The following is a 23,124-nucleotide window of genomic DNA, read 5'->3' as shown; positions in this document are numbered from 1 at the left end:
CTTCTCGGCCGCCTTCGGGCGGCCTTTTCTTGTGCGCCGCGGCCTGCGTTGATCGTGTTGCGGATATGCTTGAACCAACTCCCTCACGATGGCGACCATGAACGGAGCGCTGCAGCGCCACTGGAACGAGGCGAACCACCACGAGGCCGCCAGGAACCCATCCGCGGCCCGCGCCTGTTACGAGGCCATGCTGGCGATAGCGCCCGATCTGGTGGCGCCACACCTTCGCCTTTCGCGGCTTGCGCAGGTCGCCGATCGTTATGTCGATTCGCGCCTGCACGCACTGCAGGCCGCGCGGATATGCGCCCGGATCCACGACACCAAGTCGGTCGGCTTCGTCAGCCTGCGCCTGCTCGCCTTTGCCGAAGATGCGGAAATCGTCCGGCTCATCCGGTCCATGCCGTGGTCCGACGAAGAAGTCCTGCGTCAGGCAGCGGTGCTCGCCCAGCATCTCTGGCTGGTGGATCGGCACGACCTCGCACTCGAGTTCCTGACGCATGTCGCCAGCCGTGTGCGGCCCGATCCGCTCCTCTGCTACACCCGCGCCAACGTACTCAGGTCGCTGGGCAGGCTGGACGAAGCCACCGACTATTACGAATACGCACTGCGCCTGGATCCGGACAACGCCTATGTGCACCGGACCCTCGCGTTCCACCAGGCTGCGAAGCCAGCCGGTAGCCGAGCGCCGAGGATCGAAGCGGCCTACGGGCAACATGCGGATGGATCGCCCGAACGTGCACAGCTGCGCTATGCGCTGTTCAAGGAACTGGACGATGCCGGTCACACGGCGGCTGCCTGGGACGCGTTGCGGGAGGGAGCTGCCATGGTGCGCAGCACGCTGCGGCACGATCCGGCAGAGGAGGAGCGGGCGTTCGAGCGTCTCATGCAGTCCTCTCCCTGGGCTATGCCGGTGCGCGTCGATCAGGTGCCATCCGGACCCGTGCCGATCTTCATCGTCGGCCTGCCGCGTACCGGCACGACCGTGCTGGACCGGGTGCTGGGCAATCATCCCGAGGTCGTTTCGCTGGGCGAGCGCAACGACCTGGAGGCGGCGATAAGCGAGGTGTCCGACCATTTCTACCCGGGCGGACTGAGGGAGTCGCGGTGGGAGAAGCTCGCGGGGATCGATCCGCTCACCGTCGGCGTACGGTACAGGGATCGCCTGGCGCCGATGGTCGCGGGGAGTCGCTGCTTCATCGACAAGAACCCCCGGAACTTCTTCAATGTGGGTCTGATACTGCGGGCGCTCCCGCAGGCACGCATCCTCTGCGTGCGCCGCGATCCGATGGACGCCTGCTTCTCGAACCTGAAGGAGCTGTTCGAGGGCGGCGCGTATCCCTACAGCTACGCATTCGAAGACCTGGCTGCGCACCATCGCGGTTTCGACAGGCTGCTGGCGCACTGGATGGCCGAGGCGCGGGGTGCGATGCACGTGGTGGACTACGAGGCGCTGGTGCGGAGCGGCGAGGACACCCTGCGCGGCATTCTCGCGTTCTGCGGCCTGGCGCCCGCCCTAGACATGCTGGACATCACCGCCAATGCGGCGCCCGTGTCCACCGCCAGCAGTTCGCAAGTCCGTTCGCCCATCCACGACCGCGGCATAGGGGCATGGCGGCGTTACGCCGTCCCGCTGGAGCCCCTGCGCCGGATGCTGGACGCGCAGGGGAACGGGCATGACCGCTGAGCCGATGTCCGGACGCGTGGCTGCGCTGATGCAACGCGCCCAGGCGCATGCCGTGGCCAAGGATTTCGACGCGGCGACCGAAGAGTACCGGCGCGCACTCGCCCTGTCGCCCGGCGATCCCGACATCCTCTTGCAGTTGTCCTACATGGCGTCCCTCGCAGGCCGTTACCGGGCCGCGCACGGCCATGCGTTGCAGGCCAGCCAGCACGACACGCAGCGGGTCGAGGTCGTGAAGGAGCTGCTTGCACGGTTGCGTACCTTCAACGAAATCCCGGCCATGCTGGCGTGCATCGAGCGCATGTTGCCGATGTCCCGCATTCCGATCCCTTCGTTGATCACCATTGCGGCACAGCTGACCTACGCGGGGTTGCCGCAGCGGGCGATCATGTTCCTGGACGAAGCCCGGCGCGCGGACCCGGACTATCCGCCGACCTTGTTGTCGCGGGCCCATGTGCTGATGTTCCTCGGTCGATTCGACGAGGCGGCGGAAGATGCCTCCCGTGCGCTCGCGCGGGCGCCGCAGATCGCGCAGGGCTACTGGCTCCTGTCGCAGGTCCGCAGGCAGCACGCCGGCGAGGCCCACCTGGCCCGGATCAGGGCGCAGCTGAAGGTGCCGCGACGGACCGCGCAGGATCGTGCGTTGCTCGCCTTCGCGCTGCACAAGGAACTGGACGGTCTTGGGCGCTACGAGGAGGCCTGGCATGCGCTGCAGGAAGGGTGCGCCAGCAAGCGTTCCTCGCTGCGCTACGACGCGGCGCAGACGGCGTTGCTTTTCGAGCGGCTGCTGCGTTTCGAACGACGCGGTTCCACCGTGCAGGCGGGGTCCGGCACCCCTGCGGTGCCGGTATTCATCGTGGGCATGCATCGGTCGGGCACGACGCTGATCGAGCACCTGCTCGACGGGCATTCCGACGTGTGCGGACTGGGCGAGCTCTACGACTTCACCAGTGCCATGCGCTACGGCACCGATCATCATTGCGCGGGCGTGATCGGTCCGGAGATCGTCGCAAGGGCCGCTTCCGTCGACTTCGACATGGTCGGCCGCCGTTACCTGGAAGGCATCGCTTGGCGCTTGTCCGGCGAGGGCCATTTCACCGACAAGCTTCCTTCGAACTTCCTCAACCTGGGCTTCATCTGCGAGGCCCTGCCGCAGGCGAAGATCCTGCACATGGTGCGCGACCCGATGGAGACCGGCTTCTCCAATCTGCGCGAACTGTTCTCCGACGCCAATCCCTACAGCTACGACCAGCGCGAACTGGCCGATTTCCACGCGCACTACCGCACGTTGATGGCTCACTGGCATGCCCGCTATCCCGGGCGGATCATGGACGTGGACTACGCGCAGCTGACGCGCGAGCCGGAACAGGTGGTCCGCCGGGTCTGCGACTTCATCGGCCTCGCCTTCGAGCCGCAGATGCTGGGGATGCAGTCGCGCACGCGGGGTGTCGTCACGGCCAGCGCCGTGCAGGTCCGCACCGCGATCCATGTGCGGGAAGTGCCGAAGTGGCGCGCGTACGAGCGGTACCTTGCACCGTTGCGGGAGCGCCTCGGCAGTGACTGAACGATGATGCCGGCCTCCGGCATCAACGGGTCGATTCAGGAGCCGACGGCCCCCGCCGAGACGCGATTGCGCCCCTCGCGCTTGGCGCCATACAGCGCTTCGTCGGCAGCGCGAAGCAGATCGTCGACGTGGCGGAACTGTTCCAGCGCCCCTTGCGTGGCGAGGCCGGCGGAGAAGGTGATGTGCAGCGGCTGGCCGTTGACGTGCGCCATGGCTGCGCCGGAAACCTCGGACAGGATGCGTCGCACCACGTGGGCGGCCGCGTCCTCATTGATGCCCGGCAGTACCACCAGGAATTCCTCGCCGCCGTAGCGGGCGACGATGTCGCTGCTGCGCACATGCCGCATCAGCGACTTGGCGAAGTTGCGCAGCACCTCGTCGCCGACCAGATGGCCCCAGCGGTCGTTGACCTGTTTGAAGTCGTCCAGGTCGATGAAGGCGATCGACAGCGGCCAGCCGTGGCGGGTGGCGGCGTCGAACTCCTTCTCCAGCACTTCTTCCAGCTGGCTGCGGTTGTAGGCGCCGGTCAGCGGATCGCGACGCACTTCCTCGGCCAGGCGGCGTGCGCGGTCTTCGTGCTCGTCGGCCTCCTTGCGCGCGCGCGCGGCTTCCTGGATCTCGCGCAGGTTGCGCACCACCAGCAACTCGCGCGCCTGGTCCAGCAGGGCCTGGATGCGGGCGGGGGGCGCAGGCGGAACGTCGAACATCGCGCAGACTTCGGGCAGGGCGGCGATCATGTCCTCGGTCAGCGTGAGGAAGGCCGCATAGTCCAGCCCGAGGCGGGTGGCCGCCTGCAGCGCCGCGTGCCGATGGGCGGCCTCGGTGCGGGCTTCATCCGCGCCGGCCAGCCAGATGTCGGCGACATGGCCGGAGACGGCGACGCACGCATTGAACGTGGTGTCGGAAGCGGGCCCCTCGCTTTCCATGATGGCTTCCCGCAGCAGTGCGGGCAGGTTCCACTGCCGCGCCAGCCAGCCACCGACAGAGGCGTGGTCGCAGCCCAGCCAGTCGCGTTCGGCGGCAAGCAGTGCCGCGTTGTCTTCGGTGCGTTCGACCAGCTGCGCGTAGTCGTCGCCCAGCACTTCCAGCAGGGCCAGCATGCCGATGTCCTGCAGCAGTCCGGCGAGCATCAGTTCCTCGGCCTTGCGCGTGCCGGCATGCTGGCCGAGCAGGCGACATGCCAGTGCGGCGATCACGCTGCGGCGCCAGACGCGCTCCTGCGCCACGGGATGGCTGCCACTGCCGCAGCGCGCGAGCGAGAAGCCCAGGGCCAGCGTGAGCGTCGCGTTGAGGCCGAGTACCGTCAGTGCCTGCGACAGGTTTTCCACGCGGCGTCGGCTGGCATAGAGCGGGGAATTGGCGATGCGCAGCATGCGCGCGCTCAGGGCGGCGTCCAGGCCGATCGCATCGGCCGCGGTCGCCATCACCACCTCGGGGTCCTGCGCCAGTTCGAGGATGCGCAACGCCACGCCCGGCGGGCTGGGCAGGTTGCGGCAGTTCGACAACTGGGATTCGAGTTCGGGACGCATCCGGGTGCGCACTACGCTGGAGGAAAGTGGCCGGCAGCATGCCAGCAAAGCGTGACGGGATGGCAGCTTTGTAGACAGTTTCGGCACGGCAGCGTCAAACTTTAGGCGCGCACGACGAAAGGCGGTGCGCACGCCGCCGCGTCGGGACGCGTTTCGCGGACAACAAAAAAGCCGCGGTTTCCCGCGGCTTTTCCGGGTGAAGCGGAATGCGCGGCTTATGCCAGGCCGGCCTGCTTCATCACTTCGGCGGCGTAGTCTTCCACCACCTTCTCGATGCCTTCGCCGACCACCAGGCGCTGGAAGCCGACCACGTCGGCGCCGGCGGCCTTGACCACCTGCTCGACCGACTTGTCGCTGTCCAGCACGTACGGCTGGCCGTACAGCGTCACTTCGTTGACGATCTTGTTGATCTTGCCGGAGATGATCTTCTCCAGGATGTCGGCCGGCTTGGCCTTGTCCTTGTCCGACATCTTTGCCAGCTCGATTTCCTTTTCCTTCGCCACGAACTCGGCCGGCACGTCGGCCGCCTTGTTGTGCGGGGGGTTCATGGCGGCGATGTGCATCGCCAGGCCGCGGGCCAGTTCGGCGTCGCCGCCCTTGACCTCGACCAGCACGCCGATCTTGCCGCCGTGCACGTAGGCCGCGACGTTGTTCGCGCTGTCGATGGCGACAAGGCGACGGATCTGCATGTTCTCGCCCAGCTTGGCGATGGCGGCGGCGCGGGCTTCCTCGACGGTCTCGCCCGAGGCCAGCTTGGCGCTCTTCAGCGCTTCGACGTCGGCGGCGCCCGAGGTCAGCGCGGCCTGCGCGATGGCGTCGGTGAAGGCGATGAAGTTGGCGTCCTTGGCGACGAAGTCTGTCTCGGAGTTGATCTCGACCAGCACGGCCTTGCCGCCGTCCTGCGCCACGGCCACGCGGCCTTCGGCGGTGACGCGGTCGGCCTTCTTGTCGGCCTTGGCCAGGCCCGACTTGCGCAGCCACTCGGCCGCGGCGTCGATGTCGGCGTTGTTCTCGGTGAGCGCCTTCTTGCACTCCATCATGCCGGCGCCGGTGCGCTCGCGCAGTTCCTTGACCAGGGATGCGGTGATTTCCACGGGATTACCTCTGTTTGGATTGGCAAAGCCCCTCTCCCGTCGGGAGAGGGGTTGGGGTGAGGGCCGGTGGAGTCGCGACGCATTGAACGCCAGCGTGCTTCCCGTACCCTCATCCGCCCTTCGGGCACCTTCTCCGGGGAGAAGGAACAATAGGGGCCGCCGCGCAGCATGGCGCGGCGGCGTTGCAGCCGGATTACTCGGCAGCGGCTTCGTCGGACTTCTTGCCGGCGGCCTTCTTGGCCGGGGCACGGCGGGCACCCTTGTCGTCGCCGCCTTCGGCGAACTCTTCCTCGCGCACGGTGGCGGCGTTCGGCGATGCGGCCTTGCCTTCCAGCACGGCGTCGGCGGCGGCGCGGGCGTACAGCTGCACGGCGCGGATGGCGTCGTCGTTGCCCGGGATGGCGTAGTCGACCAGGGCCGGGTCGTAGTTCGAGTCGACCACCGCGATCACCGGGATGCCGAGCTTCTTGGCTTCCTTGATGGCGATGTCTTCATGGCCGATGTCGATGACGAACAGGGCGTCCGGCAGGCGGTTCATTTCCTTGATGCCGCCCAGCGAGGCCAGCAGCTTCTCGCGCTCGCGGCGCAGGCCCAGCACTTCGTGCTTGACCAGCTTCTCGAAGGTGCCATCGGTTTCGGCGGCTTCCAGTTCCTTCAGGCGGGCGACCGACTTCTTCACGGTGGCGAAGTTGGTCAGCGTGCCACCCAGCCAGCGCTGGGTCATGAACGGCATGCCGCAACGCTCGGCTTCTTCCTTCACCGCTTCGCGCGCGCTGCGCTTGGTGCCCAGGAAAAGGATGGTGCCGCGCTTCTGCGCGACGCCCGAGATGAAGTTCATCGCGTCGTTGAACAGCGGAACGGTCTTCTCGAGGTTGATGATGTGGATCTTGCCGCGGGCACCGAAGATGTACGGCGCCATCTTGGGGTTCCAGTAGCGGGTCTGGTGGCCGAAATGGACGCCGGCTTCCAGCATCTGGCGCATGGTGACTTGGGGCATTGCATGACTCCTGATAAGGAACCCACCGCCAGGCAAAGGAAGGCGGTGCCCGTGAGGGCGGGGTTCCGGGGTTGGGCCTCCCTGCGGCATCCGTGTCCGAACCCTCCAGCGAAGGGCACCCCGGCACGGGTTGAGGCAGCAGGTGTGGATTCGTCGGTGTCGCCCGACGTGGGCGGTCCGGCCGGGCAGGCCAGGACGCGAAGCCGCGGGAGTATAGCGGGGTTCGCCCGGTGGCGGCAAACCGGGTGGAGTCGCGGGGAGGGCGCTGGTGGCCCGAGCCGTTCAGCCCGCGCGCCAAATGGGGGATAATCGGCCAATGGCCATCCAGCTCAAGACCCCCGAAGACCTCGCCCAGATGCGCATCGCCGGCCGCCTCGCCGCCGAGGTGCTGCAGGTGGTCGCCCCGCATGTGAAGCCGGGCGTGACCACCGCGGAACTGGACCGCATCTGCCACGATCACATCGTCAACGTGCAGCAGGCGATTCCCGCCAACGTGGGCTACAAGGGCTTCCCGGCGACGGTCTGCACCTCGGTCAACAACGTCATCTGCCATGGCATCCCCAGCGAGGGGAAAGTGCTGAAGGACGGCGACATCGTCAACATCGACGTCACCGTCATCAAGGATGGCTGGCACGGCGATACCAGCCGCATGTACATCGTGGGCACGCCGTCGGTGATGGCCAGGCGCCTGGTGGACGTGACCCGCGAGGCCATGTTCCGCGGCATCCGCGCGGTGAAGCCGGGCGCCACCCTGGGCGATGTGGGCCACGCGATCCAGCAGTACGCGGAATCCGAGCGCTTCAGCGTGGTGCGCGAGTACTGCGGCCACGGCATCGGCAAGGTCTACCACGACGAGCCGCAGGTGCTGCACTACGGCCGCCCGGGCGAGGGCGTGGTGTTGAAGCCGGGCATGACCTTCACCATCGAGCCGATGATCAACGAGGGTGCGCGCCATACCCGCGTGCTGCCGGACGGCTGGACCGTGGTGACCAAGGACCGCAAGCTTTCGGCGCAGTGGGAACATACCGTGGCGGTGACCGAGGATGGCGTCGAGATCCTGACCCGCGTGCCGGGCGACGACAACGACCTGTGAGTACCCCGACAGCCGCGAACGGACAGGCGACGCGGCTGCCGGACATCGGCCCGGGCGTTGCCGATGACGCGGCCTGGTCGGCGGCGGCACGCGCGTCGCTGGGCCATACCGATGCCCGGCTGGACAAGCGCTTCGACCAGGACGACGGTATGGACCGCATCCTCGCGCTGCGTGCGCGGGCGGTCGATCACCTGCTGAAGGATGCGTGGCTGCGCTGCATTCCGCCGGAGGCGCCGATGGCGTTGTTCGCGGTGGGAGGCTATGGCCGGGGCGAGCTGTTTCCGCATTCGGACGTCGACGTGCTGGTCCTGGCGGCGCCCCACGTGCAGCAGGCGCATCACGGCGCCGTGGCGCGCCTGTTTGCGCTGTTGTGGGACGCCGGACTGCCGATCAGCCACAGCGTGCGCTCGGCGGGCGAATGCACGGCTGCGGCCGCCGCCGACCAGAGCGTGCTGACCGCGCTCATCGAGGAGCGCCTGATCGTCGGCGAGCCTGTCGACGAAGGGCTGCTGATCGATGCCATCGGCCCGGCCCGGGTCTGGCCACCGCGGGATTTCTTCGTCGCCAAGCGCGAGGAACTGCGCATCCGCCACGCGCGGTTCGGCGACACCTCCGACAACCTGGAGCCCAACATCAAGGAAGGCCCGGGCGGCCTGCGCGACCTGCACACCCTCGGCTGGATGGCGCTGCGCACGTTCGGTGTGCGCGATCTCGAGGCGCTGGTGGGACTGGGGCATCTGGGCCCGGACGAAGCCGCGGCGCTGGCGCGCGAACGCCGCGCGCTGGGGCGCCTGCGCTATGGCCTGCACCGGGTGGCGAACCGGCCGGAGGAGCGCCTGCGGTTCGATTACCAGAAGACGCTGGCGCAGCGGCTCGGGTTCGCCGACGACGAGGAAAGCCTCGGCGTCGAGAAGATGATGCAGGGCTTCTACCGCAGCGCGGCCATCGTGCGCCGCATCAGCGACCGCCTGCTGCAACGCTTCGAGGAGCAGTTCGACGGCGAGGCGCTGCCCGAGCCGCTGGACGGGCAGTTCGCTCTCCGTCGCGGCTACCTGGCCGCACGTGAAGGCGCCTGGCCGGCGAACGATGTCGGCCAGGTGTTCGCGCTGTTCGCGGTGTGGGCCGCCCATCCGCAGGTACGCGGGCTGCATTCGCGCACGGCGCGCGCGCTGGCGGAGTCGCTTCCGAAGCTTTCGGCGTATCCCGCCGCCGGCAAGGAACAGCGCGATGCATTCATGGCGTTGCTGCGTGGTCCGCGAGCGATGGAAACGCTCACCCGCATGGCGCGCCTCGGCGTGCTGGGGCAATGGATTCCCGCGTTCGCGCGCGTGTCCGGACGCATGCAGTTCGACCTGTTCCATGTCTACACCGTCGACCAGCACACGCTGATGGTGTTGCGGAACATCGCCGCCTTCGCCGCGGGTCGCGCTGACGAGCGCTTCTCGATCGCGCACGAGGTCTGGCCGCGCCTGCGCAAACCCGAGTTGCTGCTGCTGGCCGGCCTGTTCCACGACATCGCCAAGGGCCGTGGCGGCGACCATTCGGAACTGGGCGCGGTGGATGCGCGCGAATTCTGTTCCGCCCACGGGCTCAGCGAGTCAGACACCGCCCTGGTGGCGTGGCTGGTGGAGCAGCACCTGCGCATGTCGGTGACGGCGCAGAAGCAGGACATCTCCGATGCGGACGTGATCCACGCCTTCGCCGCGCTCGTCGAGGACCGCGAGCGCCTCGACTATCTTTACCTGCTGACCTGCGCCGACATCGCCGGCACCAGCCCGAAGCTGTGGAATGCGTGGAAGGACCGCCTGCTCGCCGACCTGTACTTCGCCGCGCGCCGCGTGCTGCGCGAAGGCCTGGAGAATCCGGTGGCGGTGGATGAACGCCTGGACGAGGCGCGCGGCAGCGTGCGCGCCATGCTGGAACTGCAGGGCCTGTCCGCGGCGCAGGCTGATGCGCTGTTCACCACCATGCCCGAAGAAAGCTTCCTGCGCTTCCGCCCCGAACAACTCGCCTGGCAGACGCATGCGATCCGCGGTGCGTCGGCAGGCGAAACGCGCGTGCGTGCGCGCCGCATCGCCGACGATGCCGACGCCATGGAAGTCTTCGTGCATTCGCCCGACCGGGACGGGCTGTTCGCGGCCATCCTCGCCACCCTGGACCGCATGGGCTTCGCGATCCACCAGGCGCGCGTACTGGTCGGGCCGCAGGGCGCGGTGTTCGACACGTTCGAAGTGCTGCCGGCCGACGCCTACGCGTCCCGCGATCCGGCCGACATCGAGCGCACCCTCGGCGACGCGTTGGCGCGCCCGCTCGACAGCGTCCGCACCTCGCGTCGCGCCGTGCCGCGCCAACTCAGGCATTTCCGGTTCGCCCCGCGGATCGAATTCGGCACGACGCCCGATGGGCGCCGTACCATCCTCGGCCTGGTCGCGCCCGATCGCCCCGGTCTGCTGTCGGATGTGGCCCAGGTGCTGCGCCGGCAAGGCCTGCGCGTGCACGATGCGCGTATCGCGACGTTCGGCGAGCGCGCAGAGGACGTGTTCCAGATCACCGACGAGCACGACCAGCCGCTGAACGACGCCGCTTTGCAGGACACGCTGCGCGACGCGTTGCGCGCCGGCCTCGAGACTCCCCCCTGACACGTATCCGGTAGACCGTTCGATGACCCGTAAAGCCAGCAAGACCGAAGAACTGAAGTCCACCATCGAGAGCGCCTTCGAGCGCCGCGCCGAACTGACCCCCGCCGAGATCGAGGGCTCCACCCGCACTGCCGTCGAGCTGGCCATCGAAGGCCTCGAGGCCGGCAAGCTGCGCGTGGCCGAGCCCGACGGCAAGGGCGGGTGGAAGGTCAACGAGTGGCTGAAGAAGGCCGTGCTGCTGTATTTCCGCGTCAACGAGATGGAGCTGGTCGAGGCCTATCCCGCGCCGTTCTGGGACAAGGTCGAGGCGCGCTTCGGCGCATTCGACGAGAACGATTTCCGCAAGCTCGGCGTGCGCGTGGTGCCGGGCGCCATCGCCCGTCGCGGCACGTACTTCGGCAAGGACGTGGTGCTGATGCCGAGCTTCGTCAACATCGGCGCGTACGTGGGCGAGGGCACCATGGTGGACACCTGGGCGACCGTGGGGTCGTGCGCGCAGATCGGCAAGCACTGCCACCTGTCCGGCGGCGCCGGCATCGGCGGCGTGCTCGAACCGCTGCAGGCCAGCCCGACGATCATCGAGGACCATTGCTTCATCGGTGCGCGCTCCGAGGTGGTCGAAGGCGTGGTGGTCGGCCACCACAGCGTGATCGGCATGGGCGTCTTCATCGGCCAGTCCACGCGCATCTACAACCGCGCCACCAAGGAAATCACTTACGGCTACGTGCCGCCGGGCAGCGTCGTCGTCTCCGGCTCGCTGCCGGCCGCCGATGGGTCGCACTCGCTGTACTGCGCCGTGATCGTCAAGCAGGTCGACGAGAAGACGCGCAGCAAGACCAGCGTCAACGAACTGCTGCGTGGCCTGGCGGACTGATCGATGGCGACGACGCTTTATGGCCTGAAGAACTGCGACACCTGCAAGAAGGCGACGAAGTGGCTGGCCCGCCTTGGCGTCGCGCATGAATTCATCGACTACCGCGACAACCGGCAGGCGCCGGAGACGCTGAAGGACTGGGCCGAGAAGGCGGGTGGATGGGATGCGCTGATCAACAAGTCGTCGACCACCTGGCGGCAGCTGCCGGAGAACCGCAAGTCGCCCGGCTCGGACGCGGAATGGAAACTGCTGCTGAAGGAGTATCCGCAGCTGATCCGTCGCCCCGTCGTCATCGGCGGCATGGCGGGTTTTTCACAGGGTTTCAGCGACAATGGTTTCAAGAAGCAGTTCGGAGCCGGGTCGTGAGCGATGTCGTCGAGCTTTCCAGCGAACTGATCCGCCGCCATTCGGTGACGCCGGATGACGCAGGGTGCCAGCACGTGCTGGCGACGCGTCTGGTGCAATGGGGTTTCCAGTGCGAACACCTGCGCTTCGGCGATACCGACAATCTATGGGCCACGCACGGAACCGGCTCACCGGTGCTGGTGCTGCTCGGACATACCGACGTGGTGCCGCCGGGTCCGCTGTCTGCCTGGACCAGTGATCCCTTCGTGCCGACCGTGCGCGAGGGCGTGCTCTACGGGCGCGGCACCGCCGACATGAAATGCAGCGTGGCCGCATGCACGATCGCGCTGGAACGTTTCGTCGATGCGCATCCCGACCATCCGGGCACGGTCGCCCTGCTGGTCACGTCGGACGAGGAGGGGCCCGCGCACGATGGGGTGAAGAAAGTCGCCGAGCTGTTCCGCGAACGCGGGCAGCGCATCGACTGGTGCATCACCGGCGAGCCGTCTTCGAAGGAAACGCTGGGTGACCTGCTGCGCGTGGGTCGTCGCGGCACGCTGACCGGTACCTTGAACGTGCACGGCGTGCAGGGCCACGTGGCGTATCCGCACAAGGCGCTCAACCCCATCCACAAGGCCCTGCCTGCACTGGACGAGCTGGCCGCGCGCCAGTGGGACGAAGGCTACGAAACCTTTCCGCCGACCAGCCTGCAGATTTCCAACATCAACGCCGGTACCGGTGCCAGCAACGTCATCCCGGGCGAGCTGCAGGTGGTGTTCAACCTGCGCTTCAATCCCAGCTGGACAGCGGAAGGGCTGGAACGGGAGATCGAGGGCATCCTCCGCCGCCATGGCGTGGATTACAGCATCCAGTGGCTGCGCGGCGGCGAACCCTTCTATACGCCGGAAGGCCATCTGCGTGCGACCGCGCGCGCAGTGCTGGGCGAGTTCGTCGGCGCGCCGCCGGAGGAAAGCACCGCAGGCGGCACGTCGGACGCCCGCTTCATCGCGCCGCTGGGCGCCGAGTGCATCGAGGTGGGACCGGTCAACGCCAGCATCCACAAGGTCGACGAGAACATCCGCGTGACGGATCTCGAGGCACTGCCTGGCCTGTACCAGAAGCTGCTCGAGCGGCTGATGCTGCCGGTTCGCGCGGATTCGTAGGAGCGCCCTCGGGCGCACTGCCTGTTCCGCAGGTTCCTGAAAGCGTCGCGCCCCAGAGCGCTCCTGCAGGAAGTGGGTGGTTGCACGCGCAACTTTTTCGGGACTTGCCAAGGTCCGGGTGAAGCGGTTACGGTCGCCCCATGCCCTGTCGCGCCGCCATCAATTACAACCGCAACAACCTGCGCCCGAACAACGGGGTGCGGGCGATGCGGCTCTGCGACTAGGCAACGAAAGACCTGCCGGATTCCAGAAACCCGTATCGCGAGATGCGGGTTTTTTCATTTCCGGCCCCCGATTTCGAACCCCACCCAGGAGCTTCCATCCATGTGTTCCATCTTCGGCATCTTCGGGCTGCAGCCCGGCGACGACGTCCAGGCCCTGCGAAGGCAGTCGCTTGAGCTATCGCAGAAGCAGCGCCATCGAGGCCCCGACTGGAGTGGCGTGTATCACGACGACGGCGCCATCCTGGTGCATGAGCGCCTGGCCATCGTCGATCCGGCCGGCGGATCGCAACCGCTGCGCTCGGCCGATGGCGCACTCGTGCTGGCGGTCAACGGCGAGATCTACAACCACCGGGAGTTGAAGGGCGAACTGGCGCAGGACTACGCCTTCCAGACCGGTTCGGACTGCGAGGTCATCAACGCGCTGTATCGCGAAGATGCGCCGGCCTCCTTCCTCAACCGCCTCAACGGTATCTTCGCGTTCGCACTGTGGGACCGTGCGACGGGACGTGCGTTGATCGCACGCGATCCGATCGGCGTCTGCCCGCTGTACTGGGGCCATGATCGCGAAGGCCGCCTGTGCGTGGCCTCGGAGATGAAGGCGCTGGCGCCGATCTGCGCGGACGTGGCGCAGTTTCCGCCCGGTCATTACTACGACACCGTCACGCGGGAACTGGTGAAGTACTACGAGAAGCCCTGGCGCGACTACGCCGCCGTCGAAGGCGTACAGGTGCCCAGGGAAGAACTGCGCGAAGCCTTCGAGCGTGCCGTGCACCGGCAGTTGATGACCGACGTGCCGTACGGTGTATTGCTCTCCGGCGGACTGGATTCGTCGCTGGTCGCGGCGGTCGCCGCGCGCTACGCACGCCATCGCATCGAGGACAACGACACGACGGAAGCGTGGTGGCCGCGCCTGCATTCCTTCGCCATCGGCCTGGACGGGTCGCCCGACCTGGCCGCGGCTGAGGTGGCGGCGAAGGCGCTGGGCACCGTGCACCACGGTTTCACCTACACGTTCCAGGAGGGGCTGGATGCCATCCCCGAGGTGATCCGCCATATCGAGACCTACGACGTCACCACCATCCGTGCGTCTACGCCGATGTACCTGTTGGCGCGGCGGATCAAGGCGATGGGGGTCAAGATGGTGCTGTCGGGCGAGGGCAGCGACGAGATCTTCGGCGGCTACCTGTACTTCCACAAGGCGCCTAATGCGCGGGAATTCCATGAAGAGTTGGTGCGCAAGCTGGACGCGCTGCACAACTACGACTGCCTGCGCGCCAACAAATCGATGATGGCATGGGGCGTGGAGCCGCGCGTGCCGTTCCTCGACGTCGAGTTCCTCGATGTGGCGATGAAGATGGATGCTGCGCACAAGATGATCGACAAGACGAGCCAGGGCGCGAAGCGCATGGAGAAGGGCGTGCTGCGCGAGGCGTTCGATGGCTACCTGCCGGAATCGATCCTGTGGCGGCAGAAGGAGCAGTTCAGCGATGGCGTCGGCTACGGCTGGATCGACGGGTTGAAGGCGCACGCCGAAGCGCAGGTCAGCGATCGCGAACTGGCAGCGGCCGACAAGCGCTTCCCGGTGAACCCGCCGCAGACCAAGGAAGCCTATTTCTACCGCACGCTGTTCGAGCAGCACTATCCGGGCCAGGCCTGCGCCGAGACGGTGCCGGGCGGCAAGTCGATCGCGTGTTCGTCGCCGGCCGCCATCGCCTGGGACGCCAGCTTCGCGAAGATGGCCGATCCGTCCGGTCGTGCCGTCGCCGGCGTGCATGCGTCCGCGTTGCAGGCGGCGACCACATGACACCGTCCGCCAGCAGGGGCTGGCGGTGCCGGATCACTACCTGGACTGGGCGTTGGCCGGCCGCAGCGTGAGCGTGTGGGTCGCTTCGCCCGGCAGGAAGGGTGTCGGCCTGCCATGCACCCAATCGTCATGGCCCGCGCCCCAGAACGGCGACATCGGGTGGCCACTCTGGCCGCCGGGCATGTGGATGATGCCGTCCGCCTCATGGCCGGGCGAGACCACCATGCGTTCCGACGCGCCGAACGCGGGACCCTGCACGCGCGGCATGGCGCCGTCGCCTGCCAGCGGTTCGCCCGGCATGCAAAGTTTCGCCTTGAGGAATCCGGGCAGCGCGTTGGCCAGCGGGTGGCAGATCTTCGCGGTGTTGCGCTCGCCCCAGCGGCGCTCTGCCAGTGGTCCCTGCTCGGCCAGGTCGTCGCGGACTTCCTTCGCGGCGTCTTCCAGCAATGCATCCCACGTTGCGTAGCGGCGCGACAGCAGGTGCAGGGGGCGCTGCTGCAAAAGCGGCCACACCACGCCCTCCAGCTGCGGCAGGTCGGGCATGATGAAGTCGTCGCCCAGCGTGGCCTGCGCAGGCGCGGTGAGGCCGTCGGCGATGCGTGCGTGCACCGCCAGTCGCCAGGCGCGGACCACGCGGTAGCTGACCGAATCGGTGCTGGCGCGTCCTTCCCAGGTCTTGCCTGCCTCGGCGAGCGCCTTGATGGACGAACTGGCCGGCAACCGCTTCGCTTCGTCCTGCAGCAGCCGCCACCAGCGTTCGAGGAACACAGCACGGTCGTCCAGCTGGATCGACAGAAGGTCGCGTTCGGTGAAGCGTTCCTTCGCCATCAGGCCGTCACGGATCTGCTTTGCGCGCGCACCCAGCGCATAGCCGCCATCACCGACGCGGGCGAGCGCTTCACCGTCCAGCACGCGCGCATTCGCCGTCCACAGGCGATGGTTGGCGGGGGCGGTCAGTACGGGAGTGAGCTGGCGCGAGATCGCCCATGGCGTGCACGTCGGTGCACCCGATGTGGTCCTGTCGCCAGTCATCGGGCCGCCTGCTTCCAGGGGCGACGGGCAGGCGCCGGCGCGCGACGGCAGCGGACCCAGGATTCGCCACGCGATGCGGCCGTTGTGGTCGGCGATCACAAGGTTCTGTGCCGGCGTGGCAGTCCGTTGCGCAACCGACAAGGCCGCTGACAGGTCGCCCGCGCGTGCGAAATCGGCGAGGCCGAAATTCAGTGCGCCCGGCTGGTGCGCCACCCAGCGCAGCGCAAGCGCAGGCTGCTTGCCGCGCGCCCGATGGATGAGCGGACCGTAGCGCGTGTCCTGCACGTCGACCGTGACCGGGTCGGCGCCGGCCACACGGATCGTTTCGGCGTGGTGCTCGACCGCATCGCAGGTGCCGGGTGCGGCATCCTTCCCGCAGGGCGTCACCGGATACCAGTCGGCGGTATCCGCGTAGCTGTTGGTGAAGCCCCACGCCACATGGCCGTTGCTGCCCACGATGATGGCCGGCAGGCCGGGCAGGCTGAAGCCGGACACGTCCACGCGGCCGCCCGGGGCGCGCGGGTCCGGATAGCGCAGGCGCACGCGGAACCAGATGTTCGGCGCGCGCAGGCCGAGGTGCATGTCGTCGGCGACGATGGCGCGGCCATCAGCCGTCAGCGCGCCAGCCACCGCCCAGTTGTTGCTGCCGGGCGTGCCCTTGTCGGCCAGCCGCCGGTGCGCTCCCGTCGTCGGCATCGGCAGCGTACGCAGGTCGACCTCGTCTGCCGTCGGCAGCGCCGCGTTGCCGCGCGGCTGTCCATACAGCGGCGCGTCCCATTCCGTGCCGTCGTGCGCGAGCAGCCCGAAGAGCCCCGAAGGCACCTGCTGGCGAAGCTGCCAGAGAGCCAGTTCACGCAGGTTCTCCGAGTCCTGCAGGTCGAAGTACATCGCATACCCGGCCAGCGCAGAGTCTGCCACCTCCCATGGGCGCGGTGCCTGCCGCAGCAGCAGATAGGGCCAGGGACGCGCGCGCAGATCGCCCAGCCCGGCGTTGACGCCGCGCGCATACGCTTCGAGCTGCGGCAGGCGGTCGCCGGCGAAATCCTCCAGGTGTTCGGTCACGCGTGCGCGCATGCGATGCATGCGTCGTTCCTTGTCCATCGGCAGGGCGATCGCGCCGAACAGCTCCGACAGCTCACCTGCGGAGCTGCGCCGCATGAGGTCCATTTCGAAGTAGCGTTCCTGCGCGTGCACGTAGCCGAGTGCGCGCACCGCATCGGTTTCGCTGGCGGCCTCGATGGTGACCACGCCCAGTGAATCGCGCTGGATCGCCACCGGCGCGGACAGGTCGGCCAGCGGCTGCTCGCCATCGAGATGCGCCAGGCTTCCCCGAAGCGACCACCACGCCGCCAGCACCGCCAAAACCACCAGGGCCAACAACAGCAGCGCGATGCGCCGGGTCCACTTCAGCATTGCGGGATCCTTGCGGAGATTGCGTGGCGGGGTGGCCGGATTATTCCATGGAAGCCGATGCCACCAACGCCGCGCTGCAGCGCCCAACGAGACTGATTCCGATTCGGTCATCGCCCCGAGGGATGGGGCATGATGCGCGCCTTGCCCCAGGAGCCGCTCCCATGAAAGGCCATCCCGATGTCGTCGACTACCTGAAGTTCCTGCTGCGCGGGGAACTGGCCGCGCGCGACCAGTACTTCATCCATTCGCGCCGGTACGAAGACCAAGGCCTGAAGGCGCTGTTCCACCGCATCGACCACGAGATGCACGAGGAAACCCAGCATGCCGACGCGCTGCTGCGCCGCATCCTGTTCCTGGAGGGCGATCCGGACATGCGGCCGGAAGCCTTCACCGCCGGCAGGACGGTCGAGGAGATGCTGCAGCGCGACCTCGAGGTCGAATACGCGGTGCGGGCCAACCTGGCCAAGGGCGTCGGGATCTGCGAGCAGCATGGGGACTACGTGAGCCGCGACATCCTGCTGGCGCAGTTGAAGGACACCGAGGAAGACCACGCGCACTGGCTGGAACAGCAGCTGGGCCTGATCGAGCGCCTCGGTATCGCGCTGTACCTGACGTCGAAGCTCGACGGCGAGTCCGCCGCAGAGTGATCAGCCGCGACGGAGGCGGTATACCGCCGTCTCCAGCGCGCTCAGCCCCTCTTCGCGAAAACGCGGCTCCTGGTCCAGGATGTCGCGCCGCTCCGCCAGCGTGTGCCGCCAAGGCGCCGAGAACAGCGCTTCGACCTCGGCCTGTGCCACCGAAAACGGTGGCCCGGCCTTCTCCTCCTGCGGATACTCGAGCGTGATCAGCAATCCCTGGCAGCCGGTCGGCAGCGCGGCATACACGGTGTCGCGATAGCGCAGGCGCATGTCGGGCGGCAGGGCGATCAGTGCGGCGCGGTCGTAGACGCCGGCGACGTCCGCCAGCAGCGCCGGTGCCAGGCCGAAGGCATCGCCGACGATGATCTCGATGGGACCGGCGCTGACGTGTTCGCCGTAGCGGCTGGTCGTCCGCACGGGATCCAGCCCGGCTTCCTCGAAGAACTGCGTTACCGCCAGCGGCGACAGTTCCACGCCCAGCACGCGGTACCCCTGCGCCGCCAGCCAGTGCATGTCCAGCGACTTGCCGCACAGCGGCACGAGCACGCGCGAGCCCTGCGGCAGCTGCAACGATGGCCAGTGCTTCTGCAGCAGCGGCATCACGTCGTGGCGATGGAAGCCGATCTGGCCTTCCTGCCACCGCTGCAGCCAGAAGTCGGTGTCCATCGGCCGGTCCTCGTCGAATTCGTTGGGTGAAACCATCGAGCCGTTGCAGGAGGCGTCAGGTCAGACGCCTTTCCGCATGAAAAGCAGTCGGTGCCGAAGCCTCCGGCACTCGGTCTTCACGAGCGCACCTCAGCGCGCCCGTTCGACGGACTATTGGACTTCCAGTCCATCCACCTTCTGCCACCCCCGCGGCAACAAGCCACCCCGCGTGGCGCGCGCGCCGACGTATGCGTCCAGATCCTTGAACGACAGGCTCATCGTGCGCTGTCCGCTCTTGATCGACAACGTGGTGCCCGGCGATACGGCGGCGATGGCGACGACATGCTCGGTGCCCAGTTTGGCCTTGGGGATCTCGATGATCTTGTTGCCTTTGCCCTTGTCCAGTTCCGGCAGTTCGCTGACCGGGAAGGCAAGCAAATGCCCCGCGCTGGTCACCGCGACGATGCGGTCGGCCGGGGGGTTGGGGACGTGGGCCGGCTGCAGCACGTTCGCGCCGGCGGTCAGGTTGAGCATGGCCTTGCCGGCCTTCTGGCGGCCCGTGAGGTTTTCGAATCGGGTGACGAAGCCATAGCCATGCGACGACGCCAGCACGAACCGGTTGTCGTTGTCGCCGCTGGCAAGCGCCTGGAACGACGCGCCCGCCGCCGGCGAGAAGCGCCCGGTCAGGGGCTCGCCGTTGCCGCGCGCGGACGGCAGCGTGTGCACGGCGGTGGAATAGCTGCGGCCTTCCGAGTCGAGGAACGCCACCTGCTGCGTACTGCGCGAGCGCACCGCACCCAGCAGCCCGTCGCCGTCGCGATACGACAACGTTGAGGCATCCACGTCATGGCCCTTGGCGGCGCGGATCCAGCCCTTTTCCGACAAGACCACCGTCATCGGCTCGCTGGCGACCAGTTCGGTCTCGTCCAGTGCCTGGGCGGCATCACGCTGCACGAGCGGCGACAGGCGCGCATCGCCGAACTTCTTCGCGTCCGCCGTCAGTTCGTCCTTGATCAGCTTCTTCAGCTTGCTCTTCGACTCCAGGATGCCGGCGATCTTCTCGCGCTCGGCCAGCAGTTCGTCCTGCTCGCCGCGGATCTTCATCTCCTCAAGACGGGCGAGTTGCTTGAGCTTGGTGTCGAGGATGTAGTCTGCCTGTTCCTCGCTCAGCTTGAAGCGCGCGATCAGCGCGGCCTTGGGCTCGTCCTCGGTGCGGATGATTCGGATGACTTCATCCAGGTTGAGGAACGCGACCAGCAAGCCTTCCAACAGGTGCAGGCGACGCTCGACCTTCTCCAGCCGATGCTTCAGGCGGCGCGTCACCGTGTCGCCGCGGAACGCCAGCCACTCGGTCAGGAACATCTTCAGGTTCTTGACCTGCGGGCGCCCGTCCAGGCCGATGATGTTGAGGTTGACCCGGTAGCTCTTCTCCAGGTCGGTGGTGGCGAACAGGTGGCCCATCAGCTGTTCCGCGTCCACGCGGTTGGAGCGCGGGATCAATACCACGCGCACCGGGTTCGCGTGATCGGATTCGTCGCGGATGTCTTCCAGCCAGGGCAGCTTCTTCGCCCGCATCTGCGCGGCGATCTGCTCGATCACTTTGGACGGCGACACCTGGTAGGGCAGGGCGTCGATGACGATGTTGGCGTTGTCCTTGCGCCAGGTGGCGCGCGCGCGGACGCTGCCGGTGCCGTTCTCGTACATCGCGCGCAAGTCCGAGGCGGCGGTGATGATCTCCGCCTTCGTCGGGTAGTCGGGGCCACGGACGTGTTCGCACAGGTCGGCGACCGTCGCGTCCGGATCGTCGATCAGGCGGATGCACGCGCTGACGATCTCGTTGAGGTTGTGCGGAGGCACGTCGGTGGCCATGCCGACGGCGATGCCGGTGGTGCCGTTGAGCAGCAGGTGCGGCAGGCGCGCCGGCAGCCAGGTGGGTTCCTCGAGCGTGCCGTCGAAGTTCGGTGTCCAGTCGACCGTGCCCTGGCCGAGTTCGCCCAGCAGTACCTCGGCGATCGGCGTCAGCTTGGATTCGGTGTAGCGCATGGCCGCGAACGACTTCGGGTCGTCCGGAGAGCCGAAGTTGCCTTGGCCTTCGATCAGCGGATACCGGTACGAAAACGGCTGCGCCATCAGCACCAGGGCTTCGTAGCAGGCGCTGTCGCCGTGGGGATGGTACTTGCCGATGACGTCGCCGACCGTGCGTGCGGACTTCTTCGGCTTCGCGCCGGCGTTCAGGCCCAGCTCGCTCATCGAATACACGATGCGCCGCTGGACCGGCTTCAGGCCGTCGCCGATGAAGGGCAGGGCGCGGTCGAGCACCACGTACATCGAATAGTCGAGGTAGGCGCGCTCGGCGTACTCGCGCAGCGGGATCTGTTCGAAGCCGTGAAAGGTGGGGCGGATCGTTTCGGTCATTGCGGGCGTGCGGTCTGCGGGTCGGAAGCCCGGCCATTCTACCCGTCGCGTCGTCTCAGCCGCCGATACCCGGCAGCAGCGGACCGTCCAGCCACAGCCAGCGCGCCAGCCAGGCCGTGGTGAAGGCGATCGCCAGGGTGAGCGGCACGCCCACGCGTAGGAAATCGCCGAAAGTGTAGCGGCCGGGATTGAGGATCAGCAGGTTGCCGTGGTGGCCGATGGGGGTCAGGAACGAGGCCACGGCGCCCATCGCGGTGCAGACCACGAACGGCACCGGATTCAGTCCCAGTCCCGTCGCCAGCGCCAGGGCGATGGGCGCCAGCAGCACCGTGGTGGCGGCGTCGGACAGGATCTGCGTCAGCAGCGCGGCGGTCCCGAACATGACCAGCAACAGCATCAGCGGCGACCAGTGCGCGGTGTGGTTGAGCAGCAGGTCCGCCACCAGCGCGGCCGTGCCGGTCTTCTCCATCGCGATGCCCAGCGGGATCACGCCGCCGATCATCACGAAGATGCGCACGTCGATCTCCTGGTAGGCCCGTTCGATATCGACGCAGCGCGTGAGCACCATCGCCACCGCGCCGGCGAGGAATGCGATGTGCGGCGCCAGCGTCTCGGTGGCCGCCGCCGCCACTGCGCCGACCATGATGGCCAGCGCGACGGGGGCCTTGCGGCGCGGCTTTTCCTGGCCGCCGAACGGCATCAGCATCAGGAAGCCGTGGTGGGTCGCCAGCGGCTCCAGGTTCTGCTGCTGGCCCCACAGGACCAGCAGGTCGCCTTCCTGCAGCACCATCTCCGACAGTTCGCCGTGCAGCCAGCCCTCGCGCCGCCACAGGCCCACGACCACGACGCCGAGGTTGCGCAGGAAGTCGATGTCCGCAACGCTGCGGCCGACGAACTCCGAATGCGGCGCCACCACCGCCTGCACCAGTTGCTCTTCGCCGAGCGCTTCGGATTTCGGCTGCTCGCCCGGCTTTTCGCCGTACTTCGCCACGGCATGCAGGGCAAGGCCCGGCTCGTCGCGGATGGAGGCGATCTCGTCCGGCGATGCCCGCACCAGCAGCACATCGCCCGCGGCCAGCAGGCTGTCGCTGCGCTGGACGCGGCGGCGCATGCCGTGCCGCAGCCAGTCCACCACCTGCAGGCGGTCATCGAAGGCTTTCGCGAAATCGCCGCGCGACTTGCCGATCCACGGCGAATCCTCTTCCACCAGCAGTTCGGTGTAGTAGCGGTCCAGCTTCAGGTAATCGCCCTGCGGCGTTTCGCCTTCGCGCTTGGGTACCAGCCACCGGGCCAGCAGCATGTAGACCGTGCCCAGCACCACCAGTGCCGCGCCGATCGGCGTGATGGCGAAGATGTCCAGGGCCGGCAGGTCCGCGCGCTTGATCAGGTCGTTCGACAGCAGGAAGGCCGGCGCGCTGAACAAGGTCAGCGTGGTGCCCAGCGAGGCGGCCAGCGACATGGGCATCAGCAGCCGGGACGCGGCCAGCTTCTGCTCGCGGGCGATGCGCATCAGGATCGGCAGCATCATCGCGGTGACCATCACGTGGTGCGAGAACGCCGCCAGCGCCGCCGTCGCGGGCATGACCACGGCGATGGTCCGCCACTCGCTGCCGCCGGCCGCCTTGCCGATGCCGGCGCCGATGCGGTCGGTGATGCCGGTGGCCGAGAGACCGGCGGACAGCACGAATACCGCCGCGACGATGATCGCGGGCTCGCTGGCGAATCCGGACAATGCTTCCTTCGGTCCCAGGATGCCGGTCAGCGTGAGCGCCAGCAGGGCCAGCAACGCCACCAGGTCGACGCGCAGTTTTTCGCTGATGAACAGACCCAGGGTGATCGCCAGGATGGCGAGGAACAGGATCTGTTGGACTTCCATGCGCTTCCCCGTGCGTTGCGTCGTCGTGCGTGCCGACAGCCTACTGCGGATCGGCGTGAGGACGCGTGAGGCGGCATGCCGCAGGCACGCGCCCATTC

The 23,124-nt window shown here is 67.7% G+C and carries 15 protein-coding genes and 1 pseudogene; 9 read left to right on the top strand and 7 right to left on the bottom strand.

Going from position 1 to position 23,124, the window contains the following annotated elements; all coding sequences use genetic code 11:
* Positions 1–97: 97 nt before the first annotated feature.
* Both ACSQ19_RS02135 and ACSQ19_RS02130 read left to right on the top strand, forming a co-directional pair.
* On the top strand, positions 98–1,684 hold the full coding sequence (locus ACSQ19_RS02135) for a sulfotransferase (protein ID WP_435999686.1): 1,587 nt from the start codon (positions 98–100) through the stop codon (positions 1,682–1,684).
* Complete coding sequence (locus ACSQ19_RS02130) at positions 1,674–3,245, top strand: tetratricopeptide repeat-containing sulfotransferase family protein (RefSeq protein ID WP_435999685.1); 1,572 nt, start codon at positions 1,674–1,676, stop codon at positions 3,243–3,245. Before ACSQ19_RS02135 ends, ACSQ19_RS02130 begins: the two co-directional genes overlap by 11 nt.
* Before the next feature lie 35 nt (positions 3,246–3,280).
* Here the strand turns inward: ACSQ19_RS02130 and ACSQ19_RS02125 are convergent, their stop codons facing one another.
* From ACSQ19_RS02125 to rpsB, 3 genes are all read right to left on the bottom strand, one after another.
* Positions 3,281–4,774 carry an HDOD domain-containing protein gene (locus ACSQ19_RS02125; RefSeq protein WP_435999683.1) on the bottom strand — a complete coding sequence of 498 codons (1,494 nt, stop codon included), beginning with the start codon at positions 4,772–4,774 and terminating at the stop codon, positions 3,281–3,283.
* Positions 4,775–4,989: 215 nt separating this feature from the next.
* Entirely contained in the window at positions 4,990–5,868 is an 879-nt protein-coding gene (tsf, locus tag ACSQ19_RS02120) for a translation elongation factor Ts (RefSeq protein WP_142123817.1), read from the bottom strand.
* A gap of 193 nt (positions 5,869–6,061) precedes the next feature.
* Positions 6,062–6,865: a 30S ribosomal protein S2 gene (gene rpsB / locus ACSQ19_RS02115; protein WP_192269570.1), complete on the bottom strand. Its 804-nt coding sequence runs from the start codon at positions 6,863–6,865 to the stop codon at positions 6,062–6,064.
* 316 nt (positions 6,866–7,181) lie between these two features.
* Between rpsB and map the strand changes: the two genes are divergently transcribed.
* The 6 genes and pseudogenes from map to asnB all read left to right on the top strand — a co-directional run bounded on the left by map (position 7,182) and on the right by asnB (position 15,007).
* On the top strand, positions 7,182–7,958 hold the full coding sequence (gene map / locus ACSQ19_RS02110; RefSeq protein ID WP_296280397.1) for a type I methionyl aminopeptidase: 777 nt from the start codon (positions 7,182–7,184) through the stop codon (positions 7,956–7,958).
* 35 nt (positions 7,959–7,993) lie between these two features.
* Entirely contained in the window at positions 7,994–10,597 is a 2,604-nt protein-coding gene (gene glnD / locus ACSQ19_RS02105; protein ID WP_436001057.1) for a [protein-PII] uridylyltransferase, read from the top strand.
* A 46-nt stretch (positions 10,598–10,643) separates the two neighbouring features.
* Positions 10,644–11,471: pseudogene (gene dapD, locus ACSQ19_RS02100) on the top strand (2,3,4,5-tetrahydropyridine-2,6-dicarboxylate N-succinyltransferase); the annotation flags it as partial.
* Between the two features lie 3 nt (positions 11,472–11,474).
* Positions 11,475–11,837 carry a Spx/MgsR family RNA polymerase-binding regulatory protein gene (locus ACSQ19_RS02095; protein WP_435999680.1) on the top strand — a complete coding sequence of 121 codons (363 nt, stop codon included), beginning with the start codon at positions 11,475–11,477 and terminating at the stop codon, positions 11,835–11,837.
* Positions 11,834–12,979 (top strand): succinyl-diaminopimelate desuccinylase, encoded by a 1,146-nt coding sequence (dapE, locus tag ACSQ19_RS02090; RefSeq protein ID WP_435999678.1) that lies wholly within the window; start codon positions 11,834–11,836, stop codon positions 12,977–12,979. Before ACSQ19_RS02095 ends, dapE begins: the two co-directional genes overlap by 4 nt.
* A gap of 324 nt (positions 12,980–13,303) precedes the next feature.
* Positions 13,304–15,007, top strand: coding sequence for an asparagine synthase B (gene asnB, locus ACSQ19_RS02085; RefSeq protein WP_435999676.1), 1,704 nt, complete (start codon positions 13,304–13,306; stop codon positions 15,005–15,007).
* Between the two features lie 36 nt (positions 15,008–15,043).
* On the opposite strand, the gene ACSQ19_RS02080 is transcribed toward asnB, so the two are convergent.
* A complete protein-coding gene (locus ACSQ19_RS02080; protein WP_435999674.1) occupies positions 15,044–17,452 on the bottom strand; it encodes a penicillin acylase family protein in 2,409 nt (802 codons plus the stop codon).
* Positions 17,453–17,613: 161 nt separating this feature from the next.
* Here ACSQ19_RS02080 and bfr point away from each other — a divergent pair, with 161 nt between their 5' ends.
* Positions 17,614–18,099 (top strand): bacterioferritin, encoded by a 486-nt coding sequence (bfr, locus tag ACSQ19_RS02075; RefSeq protein ID WP_296280403.1) that lies wholly within the window; start codon positions 17,614–17,616, stop codon positions 18,097–18,099.
* Here bfr and ACSQ19_RS02070 read toward each other — a convergent pair whose 3' ends face one another.
* From ACSQ19_RS02070 to ACSQ19_RS02060, 3 genes are all read right to left on the bottom strand, one after another.
* Entirely contained in the window at positions 18,100–18,756 is a 657-nt protein-coding gene (locus ACSQ19_RS02070; protein WP_296280406.1) for a thiopurine S-methyltransferase, read from the bottom strand.
* Between the two features lie 150 nt (positions 18,757–18,906).
* The gene (gene parC / locus ACSQ19_RS02065; RefSeq protein WP_435999671.1) at positions 18,907–21,150 is read right to left on the bottom strand and encodes a DNA topoisomerase IV subunit A; all 2,244 of its coding nucleotides are present in this window, start codon (positions 21,148–21,150) and stop codon (positions 18,907–18,909) included.
* A gap of 55 nt (positions 21,151–21,205) precedes the next feature.
* Positions 21,206–23,026, bottom strand: a complete 1,821-nt coding sequence (locus ACSQ19_RS02060; RefSeq protein WP_299342827.1) for an SLC13 family permease — start codon at positions 23,024–23,026, stop codon at positions 21,206–21,208.
* Positions 23,027–23,124: the final 98 nt, after the last annotated feature.

The sequence above is a fragment of the Pseudoxanthomonas sp. LjRoot127 genome (assembly GCF_964253495.1).
In the GTDB taxonomy this organism is placed as follows: domain Bacteria; phylum Pseudomonadota; class Gammaproteobacteria; order Xanthomonadales; family Xanthomonadaceae; genus Pseudoxanthomonas_A.
Note: the sequence above shows the minus strand (reverse complement) of the source record. Positions and strands in the feature narration are given on the sequence as shown.